This window comes from Aliarcobacter sp. (genome assembly GCF_041672065.1).
Taxonomy (GTDB): Bacteria; Campylobacterota; Campylobacteria; order Campylobacterales; family Arcobacteraceae; genus Aliarcobacter; species Aliarcobacter skirrowii.
Map to the genome: position 1 here is coordinate 1 of NZ_JBAZAH010000040.1, position 15,833 is coordinate 15,833.

General features: G+C 27.3%; 16 protein-coding genes. 8 read left to right on the forward strand and 8 right to left on the reverse strand.

The genetic code is table 11. The features are described from left to right. Positions 1-1,713: BCCT family transporter (locus WC168_RS06885; protein ID WP_372618311.1), on the forward strand; the 1,713-nt coding region annotated here is incomplete at its 5' end. A 15-nt stretch (positions 1,714-1,728) separates the two neighbouring features. Continuing rightward, on the forward strand, positions 1,729-2,952 hold the full coding sequence (locus tag WC168_RS06890) for an MFS transporter (protein ID WP_372618313.1): 1,224 nt from the start codon (positions 1,729-1,731) through the stop codon (positions 2,950-2,952). A gap of 57 nt (positions 2,953-3,009) precedes the next feature. Here the strand turns inward: WC168_RS06890 and WC168_RS06895 are convergent, their stop codons facing one another. The 3 genes from WC168_RS06895 to WC168_RS06905 all read right to left on the reverse strand — a co-directional run bounded on the left by WC168_RS06895 (position 3,010) and on the right by WC168_RS06905 (position 4,441). Then, positions 3,010-3,285 (reverse strand): HU family DNA-binding protein, encoded by a 276-nt coding sequence (locus tag WC168_RS06895; RefSeq protein ID WP_066355586.1) that lies wholly within the window; start codon positions 3,283-3,285, stop codon positions 3,010-3,012. 122 nt (positions 3,286-3,407) lie between these two features. After that, the gene (gene xth, locus WC168_RS06900) at positions 3,408-4,196 is read right to left on the reverse strand and encodes an exodeoxyribonuclease III (protein WP_066158791.1); all 789 of its coding nucleotides are present in this window, start codon (positions 4,194-4,196) and stop codon (positions 3,408-3,410) included. Further along, the gene (locus WC168_RS06905; protein ID WP_066158793.1) at positions 4,196-4,441 is read right to left on the reverse strand and encodes a hypothetical protein; all 246 of its coding nucleotides are present in this window, start codon (positions 4,439-4,441) and stop codon (positions 4,196-4,198) included. The genes xth and WC168_RS06905 overlap by 1 nt, the downstream gene beginning before the upstream one ends. A 94-nt stretch (positions 4,442-4,535) precedes the next feature. Between WC168_RS06905 and WC168_RS06910 the strand changes: the two genes are divergently transcribed. The 5 genes from WC168_RS06910 (at position 4,536) to WC168_RS06930 (ending at position 8,961) form a co-directional block, all read left to right on the forward strand. Next, complete coding sequence (locus tag WC168_RS06910) at positions 4,536-5,249, forward strand: sulfite exporter TauE/SafE family protein (RefSeq protein WP_066158798.1); 714 nt, start codon at positions 4,536-4,538, stop codon at positions 5,247-5,249. 211 nt (positions 5,250-5,460) lie between these two features. Further along, positions 5,461-5,961: a hypothetical protein gene (locus tag WC168_RS06915; RefSeq protein WP_372618315.1), complete on the forward strand. Its 501-nt coding sequence runs from the start codon at positions 5,461-5,463 to the stop codon at positions 5,959-5,961. A 163-nt stretch (positions 5,962-6,124) separates the two neighbouring features. Further along, on the forward strand, positions 6,125-7,117 hold the full coding sequence (locus tag WC168_RS06920) for a DctP family TRAP transporter solute-binding subunit (RefSeq protein WP_372618317.1): 993 nt from the start codon (positions 6,125-6,127) through the stop codon (positions 7,115-7,117). Between the two features lie 12 nt (positions 7,118-7,129). Then, positions 7,130-7,678, forward strand: a complete 549-nt coding sequence (locus WC168_RS06925) for a TRAP transporter small permease (RefSeq protein ID WP_372618319.1) — start codon at positions 7,130-7,132, stop codon at positions 7,676-7,678. Continuing rightward, a complete protein-coding gene (locus tag WC168_RS06930; RefSeq protein ID WP_372618321.1) occupies positions 7,678-8,961 on the forward strand; it encodes a TRAP transporter large permease in 1,284 nt (427 codons plus the stop codon). Before WC168_RS06925 ends, WC168_RS06930 begins: the two co-directional genes overlap by 1 nt. A 33-nt stretch (positions 8,962-8,994) precedes the next feature. Here the strand turns inward: WC168_RS06930 and WC168_RS06935 are convergent, their stop codons facing one another. After that, the gene (locus WC168_RS06935; protein ID WP_372618323.1) at positions 8,995-10,473 is read right to left on the reverse strand and encodes a cache domain-containing protein; all 1,479 of its coding nucleotides are present in this window, start codon (positions 10,471-10,473) and stop codon (positions 8,995-8,997) included. Between the two features lie 51 nt (positions 10,474-10,524). Here WC168_RS06935 and WC168_RS06940 point away from each other — a divergent pair, with 51 nt between their 5' ends. Next, positions 10,525-11,229, forward strand: a complete 705-nt coding sequence (locus WC168_RS06940; protein ID WP_372618325.1) for a response regulator transcription factor — start codon at positions 10,525-10,527, stop codon at positions 11,227-11,229. Here the strand turns inward: WC168_RS06940 and WC168_RS06945 are convergent. The 4 genes from WC168_RS06945 to WC168_RS06960 are packed head-to-tail and all read right to left on the reverse strand — an operon-like array spanning position 11,216 to position 15,604. Then, entirely contained in the window at positions 11,216-12,133 is a 918-nt protein-coding gene (locus WC168_RS06945; protein WP_372618327.1) for an AEC family transporter, read from the reverse strand. The two genes, WC168_RS06940 and WC168_RS06945, sit on opposite strands and share 14 nt — an antisense overlap. Then, positions 12,134-13,366 carry a glucose-6-phosphate isomerase gene (locus WC168_RS06950; RefSeq protein ID WP_372618329.1) on the reverse strand — a complete coding sequence of 411 codons (1,233 nt, stop codon included), beginning with the start codon at positions 13,364-13,366 and terminating at the stop codon, positions 12,134-12,136. It abuts the gene before it with no gap. Next, entirely contained in the window at positions 13,356-14,225 is an 870-nt protein-coding gene (gene galU / locus WC168_RS06955) for a UTP--glucose-1-phosphate uridylyltransferase GalU (protein WP_066158828.1), read from the reverse strand. Before galU ends, WC168_RS06950 begins: the two co-directional genes overlap by 11 nt. 2 nt (positions 14,226-14,227) lie before the next feature. Then, positions 14,228-15,604 carry a phosphomannomutase/phosphoglucomutase gene (locus tag WC168_RS06960; RefSeq protein ID WP_279135698.1) on the reverse strand — a complete coding sequence of 459 codons (1,377 nt, stop codon included), beginning with the start codon at positions 15,602-15,604 and terminating at the stop codon, positions 14,228-14,230. Positions 15,605-15,833: the final 229 nt, after the last annotated feature.

The window sequence follows — 15,833 nt, forward strand, 5'->3', positions numbered from 1 at the left end:
TTTGGTGTTGCTGAACCAATTCTTCACTACTCAACACCACCTCAAGGTGTGGCTTTAACAGTTGATGCAGCAAAACAAGCTATGCAAATATCTTATTTTCACTGGGGTTTTCATATTTGGGGAATATATGGACTTACAGGTTTGGCTTTAGCATATTTTGCTTTTAGACACGGGTTGCCTTTATCTATGAGATCTACTCTTTATCCTTTAATAGGTGATAAAATCTATGGAGCACCTGGGCATATTGTTGATACTTTTGCAATTTTAGGAACAGTTTTTGGAATTGCAACAACATTAGGTCTTTCAGTTGCGCAAATAAATGCTGGGCTTAACTATTTATGGCCCTCAATAGATGTTAGCATTTCTGTTCAAATCACTATTATTGCACTTATTACATCAATTGCATTAATCTCTGTAGTTGCTGGAATGGATAAAGGGATTAAAAGATTATCAATAATAAATATTTTTATTGCTGTAGTTTTAATGACATTTGTATTTATTGCAGGTCCTACAATATTTATTCTTGAGACTTTTTTAGAAAATACTGGAAGTTATTTAAGTAATATTGTGGAGAGGACTTTTAGTCTTCAAGCTTATACTTCAAGTGATTGGATGGGTAATTGGACTTTATTTATCTTTGGTTGGACAATTGCTTGGGCTCCATTTGTTGGATTGTTTATTGCCAAAATTAGTCGTGGTAGAACTATTAGACAGTTTGTAGTTGGAGTTATGTTAGTTCCAACTTTGTTTACATTTTTATGGTTTAGTGTATTTGGAGATACAGCTTTGCATATGGTTATGGTTCAAGGGTATGAAGAGCTTATAAAAGAGGTTCAAACTGATAAAGCAATAGCACTTTTTAAACTTTATGAAAGATTACCATTTACTCAAATAGTATCTTTTATAACTGTAATTTTAATCATCACTTTTTTTGTAACTTCAGCTGATTCAGGATCTTTAGTTGTTGATTCACTAGCATCTGGAGGGGCAACATATACTCCAATTTGGCAAAGAGTTTTTTGGGTTGTAATTCAAGGAGTTATAGCATCTGTTCTACTTTTAGCTGGGGGATTGGGTGCTTTACAAACTGCATCAATTACAAGTGCTTTGCCTTTTGCAATTATTATGTTAATAGCAGCTATTGGAGTTTGGAGAGCTTTGGTAATAGAGAGTCACAGAGTAGCAAGTTTAAATCATAGCATAAGTTTAAGTATGTATTCAGATGAGAAACAAAGCAATTGGAGAGAAAAACTAAATACACTCATAAATTTTCCAACAAAAGATTTAGTTGTTGATTTTATAAAAAATAATGTCTATAAAAGTATGAAAAAAGTTGAAAAAGAGCTTGAAAACAAAGATTGGAATTGTAAAATTGAATATGATGAGGAGTATATAAGAGCTATCATTGTGATATTTAAAAATGATGATATTAAGTTTACATATGAGGTTAGATTAAGAGAGTATGAGCTTCCTGATTTTGTAGAACAAAAAATAGATCAAAAAAAACAAAAATATTATTATAATGCAGAGGTTTTTCTAAAAAGAGGTGGTTTATACTATGATTTATATGGTTATGATGAGAATACAATAATAAATGACATAATAACTCAATTTGAAAAATACTTAAGATTTGTTCACACATCACCTGGAACTTTACCTTGGGATATGAGTGAACATGATGAGTTATTAAATGATTCAAGAACAAACAAATAAAAATGAAGGATTTATATGAAAAACTTAAAAACTTATATCTTGCCAATATCATCACTTTTTTTAAGTATCACATTTTTAGCAATAGGTTATGGAATTATGATAACTTATATAGGTGTTTATTTAAAACAAGCTGGAGCATCTAGTTTTTCAATAGGTTTAATAAATTCAGCATTTTTTTTAGGAGCAATCGCATCATCAATTTTTAGCCAAAAAATAATATCAACTATTGGACATATTAGAAGTTTTGCATCTTTTGCTGCTTTAATGGTAATTGCTTTTTTACTTCACTCTGTATATTTAAATGAATTTTTTTGGGGATTTCTAAGGCTTATTTCTGGTTTCTCATTTTATGCTCTTTTAATAATTGTTGAAAGTTGGTTAAATGAAAAGAGTTCAAACTCTCAAAGAGGTCAGATTTTGGCTATTTATACAATAATTTTTTATCTTTCAACTGCTTTAGGGCAACTATTTTTAACTATTCCAAAAGATTCTGAATTTTTTGTATTTACAGTTGGTTCTGTGTTGGTACTTTTTTCTTTAATTACTATTGCTATGACGAAGATAAAAGAGCCAATTTTAAAACCTTTTGAACAGTATAGTTTTCCAAAACTATACTCTATAGTTCCTTTGGCACTTACAGGAAGTTTTATAGGTGGATTTTTTGTTGGAAGTTTTTTTACAATGCTACCTTTGACTATACTGCATAAATTTGATTCAACAACTATTTTATCAATATTTATGTCTTTAACTTTGATTGGTGGATTAGTTTCTCAGTGGCCTATTGGAAAATTATCAGATAAATATGGAAGAAGAAAGTTGATTGCTTTTTGTGGATTTTTTACAGCTTTTGTCTCTCTTCTTTTTATAATAGTTCCTGAATTAAATAGTTACTACTATATTTTGGCACTACTTTTAGGAGTGACGATATTTGCTATTTATCCACTTAGTCTTGCAAGAGCAAATGATGAATTGGATGAAAATAAAGATATGGTTGAGATTAGTCGAGCTTTACTTTTTGCTTATGGTGCTGGAAGCTTTATAGCTCCAATTATTTTAGGTATTATATTTACATTTTTAAACTATGAAGCTATATTTTTTATATATCTAACAATTGGATTTTTTTTAGGATTATACTCTTTATCTAGAAAAAGAGTTTCCGATGATGATATGAGTGTTTTTGTAAACTTCCCTGTTACTTCAGGTCCTGTTGTTGCAGAAATGGATCCAAGACAAGATTAAAAGCATAAAAAAAGGGGTCATCATTTGATGACCCCTTTTTTTTATAAATAGATAAAATTATTTTGCAACAGCTTCTTTTAAAGCTTTTCCAACTTTAAATTTAGCAACAGTTGTTGCAGGTACATTTACAGTTTTATCTGTTCCTGGAACTTTTGCAACTCTAGCAGCTCTATTAGCTGTTGAGAATGTTCCAAATCCAACAAATGCAACTGAATCTTTTTTTACTAAAGCTTCAGTAATAGTTTCTAATACTGCATCAACTGCACTTTTTGAATCTTTTTTAGATAATCCAGCTTTTGCTGCAACTGCATCAATAAATTCTGTTTTGTTCATTTATACTCTCCGTGTTAAAATTAAATTTTATTGTACCTAAAATATTTGATATTTTTTTAAATAATTGAAAATATTTATACAATTTTTTTAAAATTTAGATACAAAAAGTTTAATTTCTATCTTTAAAACTCTATTTCAAGCCCAATAGGGCAGTGATCACTTCCAAAAATATTATCTAAAATATAGGCATCTTTTACAAAATCTTTTAAATCAGAACTTACATAAAAGTAGTCAATTCTCCATCCAACATTATTCTCTCTAGCATTTGCTCTATAACTCCACCAAGAGTATTTATCTTTTAAATCGCCATTTACTAATCTAAAAGTATCTAAATAACCGTGCTCTAAAAATTTACTAATCCAATCTCTCTCCATCTTTAAAAAACCACTTGTATTTTCATTTGCTTTTGGTCTTGCAATATCAATTTCAGTATGCGCTGTGTTTACATCTCCACAAACAATTATTGATTTCCCATCTTTTTTTAAATTTTCACAATGAGTTAAAAATCTATCATAAAACTCCATTTTATAATCAAGTCTCTCTTGAGAGCTTTGTCCATTTGGAAAATATACATTAAAAAAAGCTATATCTTTATCTTTTAGTTTAAAGTGAACCTCATTTATTCTTCCTTCATTTAAAACATCTACTGTTGGACAATTACACTCAAAAGATATATCAATATCTGAAAATAGGGCAGTTCCACTTCTTCCTTTAATTGCAGATTCACTAGCTGTTAAAAATTTAAACTCTTTATTAAATATTGTTTTTGGAATTTGATTTTTCATTGATTTTGTCTCTTGAAGTCCAAGAATATGAATATCATGCTCATCAACCCATTTTAAAGCCTCTTTTTTATCAACAGCTCTTACCCCATTTACATTCCATGAAATAAATTTATATCTTTTTTTCACTATTTAAGTCCATCCTTTTTCTCTTTTTTATCTTCATTTATCAATTTTTGTGGCGCATTTGGTAGCTTTGGTTTTATAATTCCTATTTTATTTAAATCTTTGTTTTGAAGACTATTTTGTTCATTTATAAGATTTTCACCTTTACCACCGTGCATATCTATTTTTCCACTATTTTTACCTCTATAATCATAATTTGCAAATAAGAAATTTGCAAATATTGTAGTAACTATTAGTAATCTTTTCATATAAAAATCCTTTTTTTGAAGAAAAAATTATAACTAGATTTCAATAATAAAGGCATTATTTGCTAATTTACACTATTTTTTAAATAGGATAAATATGATAGAGATATTTTTAGGATTTGTTACTTTTTTTACATCTGTTGTTGCTGCAATTGTAGGAATTGGTGGAGGAATGATGTTAATAGCAATTTTGCCATCTTTTTTGCCTATAAATGCACTTATTCCTGTTCATGGTCTTACTCAAGTTTCAAGTAATTTAAGCCGTGCTTATTTTGGATATAAAGATATAGAGTTTAGTGTAGTTCCAAAATTTTTAATTGGTTCAATTTTAGGAATAGCTCTTTTTGCTGGTATATTAAGCATTATTAGTCTTGATTATGTGCCACTTTTTATTGGAATTTATATTTTACTTTCACTTTGGAGTCAAAAATTTAATGAAAAGATTAAAAAGTATGAAAACTACTATATTGCAGGTTTTTTTCAAACAGGACTCTCTATGGTTGTTGGAGCAACAGGACCTCTTACAATGACACTTTTACTAAAAGATTTTAAAGAGAAAGATAAAGTTGTAGCAACTGGCGCACTTTTGATGAGTATTACTCATTTTTTAAAAATTGTTGTTTTTGCATATTTTGGATTTGTATTTTTTGATTATATAACTATTATTGTCTCTATGATTATAGGGGCTATACTTGGAAGTTATATTGGAACAAAACTTAGAGATAAAATTGATGGAAAAAGATTTACAATAGTTTTAAAGACACTTTTGACTATTTTAGCAATAAAATTAATTATTTTTGTATTTATATAACTTTTTCTTATGTTTGTTCTAGATATAATTCTGGAATTATTAATAAAGGAAAAAAATTATATGAAAAAAAAATTTTATTATTGATAAAAAAGAGACTAAAAAAATTATATTAGAAACTTTAACAAAATTTTTTATATTTGTTTGTCTATTTGCTATTCCACCACTTATATTAAGATTAGATATAATTATTTTTAATGATTTTGTATCAGAAATGTCACTTACAGAAGCTTTTCAACTACTATTTTTAACTTTAACTTATGGTATATTTTTTTATATAGCAAAAAAAATAGCCAATCTAAGAAGAGCTTCAGTTTTAATAGCTTCATTTTTTCTTGTACTTTTTATAAGAGAGAATGATGCTTTACTTGATACTGTTTATCATGGATTTTGGTTTCCAGTTGCGCTTACAGTTACATTTATTGCAATAATCTATTTTGCTTTTGATTATAAAAATGGTTTTAAACAACTAGCAATCTATTTTAAAATACCACAAATGAAACTTATAATCTTTTCTATAGCATTTTTATTAGTATTTTCAAGACTATTTGGAATGGGTAGTTTTTGGAAACTTGTTATGGTTGATAATTATATGTATATGGTAAAATCAATGATAGAAGAGGGTACAGAGCTTTTGGCTTATCTATTTATTTTATATGGAACTTTTAATATATATAAATCTTTACTTTATTTAAATAAAGAGAGTGAAAAGTAATCAAGATTAGGTTAATTTAAAGAGTTAATTTTTTTTATTAATCTTTGTTTAAGCCAAATTTAATAATTTTCAATTCTTTCATATAAATGTGACTATTTTACATAATAGCTACATAATTTTCTGTTATAATCTTTTCCTAAAAACAAATTTTAAGGAGAAACTCATGAAAAGAGCTATTTTAGGAGTAGTTACTGCTTCGTTATTAGCGACATCTGCAATGGCTGCAGAGTATGTTATGAAAATTAGTCACGTTGTTAGTTCAAGTACACCAAAAGGTATTGCATCTGATTATTTAGAAAAAAGAATTGAAGAGTTAACAAATGGAAGAATTGATGTTCAAGTTTTCCCTAACTCTCAACTTTATGGTGATGGTGAAGAGATGAAAGCATTAGTTATGAATAATGTTCAAGTAATTATGCCAAGTCTTTCAAAATTTACAAGTATTGCACCACAAATGCAACTATTTGATTTACCATTTATTTTTAGAGATAAAGCACATCTTTATGCAGTTATGGATGGAGAAGTTGGAGCTAAATTAAAATCATTTATTGATGCAAAAAAACAAATGCTAGCATTTGATTATTGGGATGCTGGATTTAAACATTTCTCAAGTAGTAAACAACCAATTGTTAATCCAGAAGATGCAAAAGGTCTAAAATATAGAATTCAAAGTTCTAAAGTTTTAGAGGCACAATTTAAAGCAGTTGGTGGAAATCCACAAATTTTACCATTCTCTGAGGTTTATTCAGCACTTCAACAAGGTGTTGTTGATGCAACAGAAAACCCACTATCTAACTTCTTTACTAAAAAATTTCATGAAGTTCAATCAAGTTTAACTTTAAGTAGTCACGGTTATTTAGGATATTTAGTTGTTATGAATCAACAATTCTTTAATAAATTACCAAAAGATTTACAAGAGCATGTAAAAACTGCTATGAAAGAAGCAACTGAGTTAGAAAGAAGAGAGACAGCTATAGAAGATGCAAAAATTATTGATGCATTAAGAAAATATGCTAAAGATTCTGGAAGACTTGAAATTTATGAGTTAAATGATGAGCAAGTTGCTAACTGGAGAAGAGTTATGTCAACTGTATATCCACAATTTTATAAAGTGATTGGAGAAGATCTAATCAAACAAACTATAGAAACAAAGTAGGTAGATTTTTATATGAAAAAATTCTTTGATGTTATTGATGTAGTTGTAGGCACAATAAATCAAACTATGGCAGTCTACGGACTGCTATTAGGTGTGATTGTGGCTTTTATTAATGTAGTACTTAGATACGCCTTTGATATGAGCCTTCCTTGGGCAGGTGAGCTTACAAACTATCTATTTATTTGGTCTGCTCTTTTTGGAGCAGCTTATGGATTTAAGCACGGAGCACATATCTCTATAACTCTTTTAATTGAGAGAATGCCTGCAATGCTTATGAAATCATTTTTAATATTTGCAAATATTTTATCAATTTTATATTTAGGTTTATTATCTTATTTTGGATATGAATTAGTATTAATGCTTATGGATTTTGGCGAAATGAGTGTTGATTTAAATATTCCAATGTGGATTCCACATTTAGTTCTTCCAATAGCTTTTATTCTTGCTGCTTATAGAGTTGCTGAAAAATTGGTTGAGCTATTTAAAACAGATGCAAATGATATTAAACTATTTAGTGAACATGAAGCTATTTTAGAAGAGATTAAAGGAGAAAAGAAATAATGGTTATTGCAACTCTTTTTATTTTACTATTTGGTTTAATGTTAGTTGGAGTTCCTGTTGCTGTTGCATTAGGAGCTAGTACATTAGCATCTACTTTCTTCTTTACAGATATGGATTTAATGGGAATTACATCAAAAGTGTTTGATGGATTAAATAAGTACACTCTTATGGCAATTCCTATGTTTATTTTAGCTGGTTCACTACTTGCAAGAGGAAGTGCTGCTAGAAGAATTATTGATTTTGCAAAAACTTTAGTTGGACATCTTCCAGGAGGACTTCCAATTGCTGCAATTTTAGCTTCAATTATTTTTGCTGCTATTAGTGGAAGCTCTCCAGCAACAGTTGCTGCTATTGGTTCTGTTATGTATGGAGCTATAAAACAAGCTGGATATAATGAGCAATTTGCAATTGGTACTATTACAACAGCTGGAACATTAGGGATTTTAATTCCACCTTCAGTTGTATTTATTGTTTACGGTGTTAGTGCTGATGAATCAATTGGAAAACTATTTATGGCAGGAGTTATTCCTGGTCTTATGATCGGTGGAATGATGATGCTAGCAACATATATTCTAGCGAGAAGAAGTGGATTTAAATCTGGTAAAATGGCAAGCTTTAAAGAGCAATTTATCGCTTTTAAAGAAGCATTTTGGGCACTTTTAATTATTGTAGTTGTTATTGGAGGAATCTACGGAGGAATCTTTACACCAACTGAAGCTGGTGCAGTTAGTGTTATGTATGCATTTTTTGTATCTTATTTTATATATAAAGATTTAAAAATTAAAGATTTGTATAAAATATTATTAGATTCAGCACAAACAAGTGCAATGATTTTCTTTATTATTGCAAATGCTATGATTTTTGCACACTTTTTAACTGATGAGCAAATTCCACAACAAATTACTCAATGGATTTTAGAAGCAAATGTTACTCCTTTAATGTTCTTATTAATTGTAAATATTTTACTTTTAATAATGGGACAATTTATGGAGCCTAGTTCTGTTGTTATGATTACAGTTCCATTATTACTTCCAATTGGTGTTGCTCTTGGAGTTGATCCAATTCATCTTGGGGTTATTATGGTTGTAAATATGGAAATAGGAATGCTAACTCCTCCAGTTGGATTAAACCTATTTGTTGCAAGTGGAATTACTGGACTTAGTATGGGACAAGTTATTAAAGCTTCTTTACCTATGACTTTAGTTTTACTTTTTGGATTAATGTTAGTAACATATATTCCAGCAATATCTCTTTGGCTTCCAAATTTAATGTTTGGATACTAAAATATTTTAAAGTAAGAGTAAAACTCTTACTTTTTAAATATTTTTAGCAATAGTTATAGAAAATCTTACACCTTTATTTATATTTTCTACCTTGATTTCACCTTTTAAACTTTTTTCAACAATCATTTTTGACATGTAAAGACCAATTCCAGTACCTTTGTTTTGTTTTTTTGTAGAAAAGTATGCTTCAAAAATTTTGTTTAAAGGTTTTACATCAATACCTCCACCATTATCTTCAATAGTTAAAGTAACACTTTTTTCATCTTCAAAAGCTTCTATTTTTATAGTAGGATTTTTTATATCTCTCTCTATTAATGCGTCTTTTGAATTTTTTAATATATTTAAAATTACCTGTTGATACTCATTTAAAAAACTATTTAATTTAATATCTTTATTAATATCTATTTTTATATCTATATTATTCATTTTTAAAACATTTGAATTAATTGATATTACATTGTTTAATAACTCATTTAGAAAAAACTCTTCTTTCTCTTTTGTTGTTGAAAAAAAGCCTCTAAAATCATCAATAGTATTTGACATATACTCTAAAACCATATTTGCTTCTTTTGATTTTTTTTGCATAGTCTCTTTATCTAAACTATTTTTGTCATATTTTAATTTTATAAGCATTAAAATTGAAGATAGTTCTGAAAGAGGTTGCCTCCATTGATGAGCTATATTTGACATCATCTCTTCAAGAGATTTGTTTAGAAGTTTTAACTCTTTTTCATTTTCAATAACTTTCTCTTTATATATTTTTAAAATATTATAAATCTTATTTGAAATTGTTATTGAAAATAAAATTGCAATCATAAGAAACATAATAAATAGTAAAACATTTTGAAATATCTGTTTTTCTATCTTATTTTCTAACTCATTTCTCTGTTTTACTAGCTCTTTTTCAATATCATCAATATATACTCCAACAGCAATTATCCAGTTTAATTTCTCATAATATTTAAAGTAAGAGAGTTTATATTGTGCCTCATTTGAATCTGGTTTTTTATATGAATACTTTGTAAATGATTCTCCATATTTTTTTATATTCTCTAAAAACTCCTCACGAAACTTTTTACCATGTGTATCGATTTCATTTGTAGATATTAAATTTCCTGCTAAATCTGGTCTATTTGGATTTACAAGCATTATTGCGAAATCATCACCACCATCAAAATTAACAACTTCATAAACAAATATATAGTTACTTTTATTTTTTTCAAAAGTTATGTTATTTAAAAAATTTGCATTAAATTTTTTAAGCTCATCTTTTCTTAAATTTAATACTTTTTCATTGTGTTCTAAAATATCAATAACTATATTAATTTTATTTTTTAAAATATCTTTAACATCGTTATAATAAACATTTACATATTTTTGCATATCAAGTTCAAAATTATCTTGAGTATTTTTTACATAAAATGCTGAAATAGCAAAAACCAAAGCCGAAATAGTTGCAATAAAACTTAAAATTATTGTTTTTAATAGATTTTTCTCAATATTATTGTTCAAAAAAGTTCCTCATTTATGAATGCTTTGTTATAATAGCATATCTTTACTAATATGGATTTTGAAAATATGAATAGCAATTTAAATAAACTAAGCTCGTATAATGTTTTGTATGTTGAAGATGATTTAGGTATTCAAAACAATATTAAAGAGATATTAAAACACTATTTTAAAGAAGTTTTTACTTCAGATAATACAAAAGATGCTTATGAGATATATCTTGAAAAAAAACCAGATTTAATAATTACAGATATTAGAATGCAGAGTGAAACAGGAATAGATTTTATAAAAAAAATTAGAGAAAATGATACAAAAACGAGAGTTATAATAACATCTGCATACACAAATATTAACTACTTATTAAAGGCAACTGAGCTATTTTTAGTAAAATATATTGTAAAACCAATTACAATAGATAAACTAGAAGAGGCTTTAGAGCTATTTTTAAACTCCTATAAAAATGAGAGTTTATACTATTTAAATAAAAATTGGATTTTTAATAGTAGTAAATCAACAATTTCAAATGAGAATGAAGAGTTTATACTAACAAAAAAAGAGTCAAATTTTTTAAAGTTTTTGTTATCTAAAAATAGGGTAATTAGTTATGAAGAGTTACATGATAATATTTGTGATGAAGACTCTATTATGTCGCAAAATGCAATGAGACTTTTTATAAAAAATTTACGAAAAAAACTCCCATCTGATTTTCTAAAAAATATTCAAGGAGTTGGATACTATTATGAGATTAAAAATATATAAAATAGTTTACAAAAATAGCTAAAAACAGAACAGATAGTAGTGTTTGTACAGTTATTATTGAGGTCATTAAAGACAAATTTCCATTTAATTGCCTAGCAAGAATAAAAGAGCTTGGAGCTGTTGGCATAATTGCAAAAAGAACTAAAATAGAGATCATACTATTATCAAGTTCAAAAAGTTTTGCAAATAAATATATAGTTATAGGAAGAATCAAAAATTTAGTAATTGTACTAATAGTTAAATCTTTTTTTGAACTTTTTATCTCTTTTAAAACTAAGGTATAACCAATTGATAATAGTCCCAATGGAAGTGCAGCATTGCTTAAAATTTGAAGTAATTTTTCTATACTTATTGGAATATTTATATTTGAAAAATTTATCAAAGAACCCATAAAACAAGCTATAATTAATGGATTTCTTAAAATAGAGTTTAAAAGATATAAAAAATTAATTTTACTATTTTGTGAATATAAAGCAAAAATAGTTATACAAAATATATTTAAAATAGGAATGGCAAAAGTTATAATAACAGCAGCCATAGCTAATCCACTATCACCAAAAATAGAGGCACTTAAAGCTAAAAAAACATATGTATTAAATCTAATTCCACCTTGAACAATTGATGTAAAAGAGCTATTTTGAGTAGGACTTATTTTATTAAATATCATTAATAAAATCATTGTTAAAAATATTGCAAGAATAGATACAAAAATAAGATTTATATCATTTGAATCAAGTTTTGCTTTTGATAGGGTAATTATCAAAAGAGCTGGCATCAAAACATAATATGTTAATTTATCAGCCATTGGCCAAAACTCATTTGATGGAAAACTTATCTTTTTAAATAGGTAACCAATTACTATTAAAGAGAATATTGGTATTAAACTTGAAAATATCTGTTCCATCTATTTTTTACTTTTTAACATCTCTTTTAAAATAATCTTACCACCTTCAACTCCTGGTTGGTCATAAGTATTTATTCTTAAAAATTTTCCTACAAGTGAAGTTAAAAGTTCATAGTAAAATAGTAGTTTTCCTATTTCAAACTCACTTATCTCTTCAATCTCAATTAAATCAATAGGAATATCTTTTTGATACTCTTTAACAGAAGCAATTGTTGCATCAGCTTGAAGATTTATTAGCTCTTTAAAATCAATATTATTTATATAATCTAACTCTTCAAGAGCTTTTAAATTTGTAGGAGAAATTTTTGTATCATCTTTAAAATCTTTTATTTTGATAAATGTTACAGTTTTATCTCTTTTTCCCTCAACAATTAATTGTAAAAATGAGTGTTGATCAACAGGTCCTAAAAGCCCAATTGGAGTTAATCCTTGATTTGTATTGTTTGCATCAATTTTTCCAAGGCTCTCTCCCCAAAGTTGAATATACCACTTATTAAAACCTTCAAGAAGTTGCGAGTATGAAAAAACTGCATTTATATTATATACATCTTTATACTCATAATATGTTCTTGCTTTTTTTATTAGGTGATTATAAAGTTCATTTTGTTCAAAAAAAGATGTAGATATTTTTTTTGCTCCATTTAAAATCTCATCAATATCAAAACCAGCTAAATATAAAGGCACTAAACCAACATTTGATAAAACAGAGAATCTTCCACCAACATTTTTTGGAATTTCAAAAGTTTCAAGACTGTTGTGTTGTGCAAAACTATTTAACTTGCTATCATTTTCAGTAATTACTAATAGATTTAATTTATCCATTTTAACAAGTGAACTTAAATATTTAAAAATTGATACTGTTTCAATTGTAGTTCCAGATTTTGAGATAACAATAAAAAGTGTATCATTTAAATCAAATTCACAAATAGTTCCATTAAGATTAACAGGATCAGTACTTTCAAAAAAATAGATATCTTTTTTTAAAGTTTGGTTTTTTTGTTTATTATATTTTAAGAAGTTATATATTGCATATGTTCCTAATGTACTTCCACCAATTCCAATTATTGCAATATTTTTTTGTTTAAAGTTAAGATTATTTAGTCTTGATTTTAAACTTGAAGTATCTGTATAAGGTAAAGAGTAGTAACCAATTGTCTCTCTCTCTTTTTTTATCTCTGCAAAGATATCTTCATCGCTTAGTGAAACTTTTGGATAATAGAGGTTATTTTTCATCTTTTTTACTCTTTTTATCTTCTTTATTAGATTTATCATAAAAATAGTTTGTAGCTTTTACAAATCCATCAATACTTCCACAATCAAATCTTTGACCTTTAAATTTATATGCTAAAACCATCCCTTTTTTAGCTTGAGTTAAAAGTGCATCAGTAATTTGAATCTCTCCACCTTTACCTGGTTTTGTCTCTTTTATGATATCGAAAATATCTGGAGTTAGAATATATCTTCCTATTATTGCTAAATTTGAAGGTGCAACTTCAGGTTCAGGCTTTTCAACCATATCTTTAACCATAAAAATTCCTGGTTCTATCTCATTTCCAGCAATTACTCCATATTTATTTGTATCCTCTTTTGGAATCTCTTCAATTGCAACAATTGAGCATGTATATTTTTTATATAGTTCAACCATTTGTGATAATACTCCATTGTCTGATGAATCACATAAGTCATCAGCTAATAAAACAGCAAAAGGTTGATTTCCAATTAGGTTCTCACCAGATAAAATAGCATGACCTAATCCCTTCATCTCTATTTGTCTTGTGTAAGAAAAAGTACATTTTGTAATTACATCTCTAATCTCTGTTAAATAGTGCTCTTTGCTAGTTCCTTTTATTTGATGCTCAAGTTCATATGAAATATCAAAGTGATCTTCAATAGCTCTTTTCCCACGGCCTGTAACTATTGCCATATTCTCAATTCCAGCTGCAAGTGCCTCTTCAACTCCATATTGAATTAATGGTTTAGTTAAAATTGGTAACATCTCTTTTGGCGTTGCTTTAGTTGCTGGTAAAAATCTTGTACCATAACCAGCTGCTGGGAATAGACATTTTTTTATTGGATTATTATTAGTGTTCATATTTAGTTTCCTTTTATTTGATTAAATAGTTTTATTAATGCATCTTCATATACTTTTGCATTCTCTTTTATATTGGCTTCAAATCTTGTTACTAATTTTGGAGTTGTGTTACTAGCTCTAACTAATCCCCAACCTTTTTCAAAAATAACTCTTACACCATCAACAGTTATAATATCTTTTATTTTTGGAAAATCTGAAGTTGGATTTTGTAAAGCTTTTTTTAAATCTTCAATGATTTTAAACTTTGTATCTTCAGTTACCGTTATATTTATTTCAGGAGTTGAGTAAACTTTTGGTAATGCTTCAAACTCTAAATCAAAATCAAAACCAGCATCTATCAACTCTAAAGCTCTAAAAGTTGCATAAATTGCATCATCGTATCCAAAATATCTATCATTGAAGAATAGATGCCCTGATACTTCAGCCGCAAAAGATGCATTTGTCTCTTTTATTTTAACTTTTAGGTTTGAGTGACCTGTCTTGTACATAATAGCTTTACCATAAGAGTTGATAGTGTCATACATAACTTGTGAACATTTTACTTCACCAATAACCGTTGGATTATTAATATGTTTAGAGAAAAATATTGCTAATATATCTCCTTTAAAGTTATATTTAGATGATAATAGAGCAATTCTATCTGCATCTCCATCATAAGCAAATCCAAAATTAAATTTACCAGTTTCTAGCTCTTTTTTAATATCTTCAAGTGTGTGCTCATCGCTTGGATCTGGATGATGATTTGGAAAATTTCCATCGGGTTCTTCAAATAAGATTTTATACTTGATATTTAATCTATCTAAAATCTCTCTTAATACAACACCAGCAACACCATTTCCACAATCAAAAACAAACTCTTTATTATTAAGTTTCAAATGAGAGAAGTGATTTACTATATAATCAATATATCTATTTTTACAATCTATTTTAATAGTAACTTCATTATTAGGAATAATTGACTTATCTTTTAAAATATCTTCTCCTAAAGCATAAATATCATCACCAAAAAATGGATCTTTATTTAAAGTAATTTTAAAACCATTGTATTCAGGAGGATTATGTGAACCCGTAATCATAATAGATCCATCACAACTATACCCATCAATTTCATTAAAATTAGCAAAGTAGTTTGCAGGAGTTGGAACTAATCCCATATCTAAAACTTTTAATCCAGCTTTATTAATACCAGAGCTTAGCCAATTTTTTAAAATTGGTGAGTGAAGTCTCGCATCATAACCAACAGCAATATAAACTGCAGTTGGAACTCTTTTTATTAAAGCTTTTGCTAAATAAAATCCAATTTTTTTTACAATATTTTCATTTAACTCTTTTTCAAATATTCCTCTAATATCATACTCTCTAAATATAGACTTACTCATTATGTATATACGGCTCCCCATTATTAATTTATATAAAGATAAGATTGTATCAAAAATAGCATTAATTAAAATTAACAAACATAGTTAAAAAATAGTAGTTTTTGTTGATTTTACACAATTTCCAAAATTTAAGCCAAAGTTAAGCGCAAACCTCTTGACAAAGTAAGATTTTCCTATTATAATTCCCGTCCAATTTGACCAGTACGGTTTAAAATTAAGATCTTTAAAA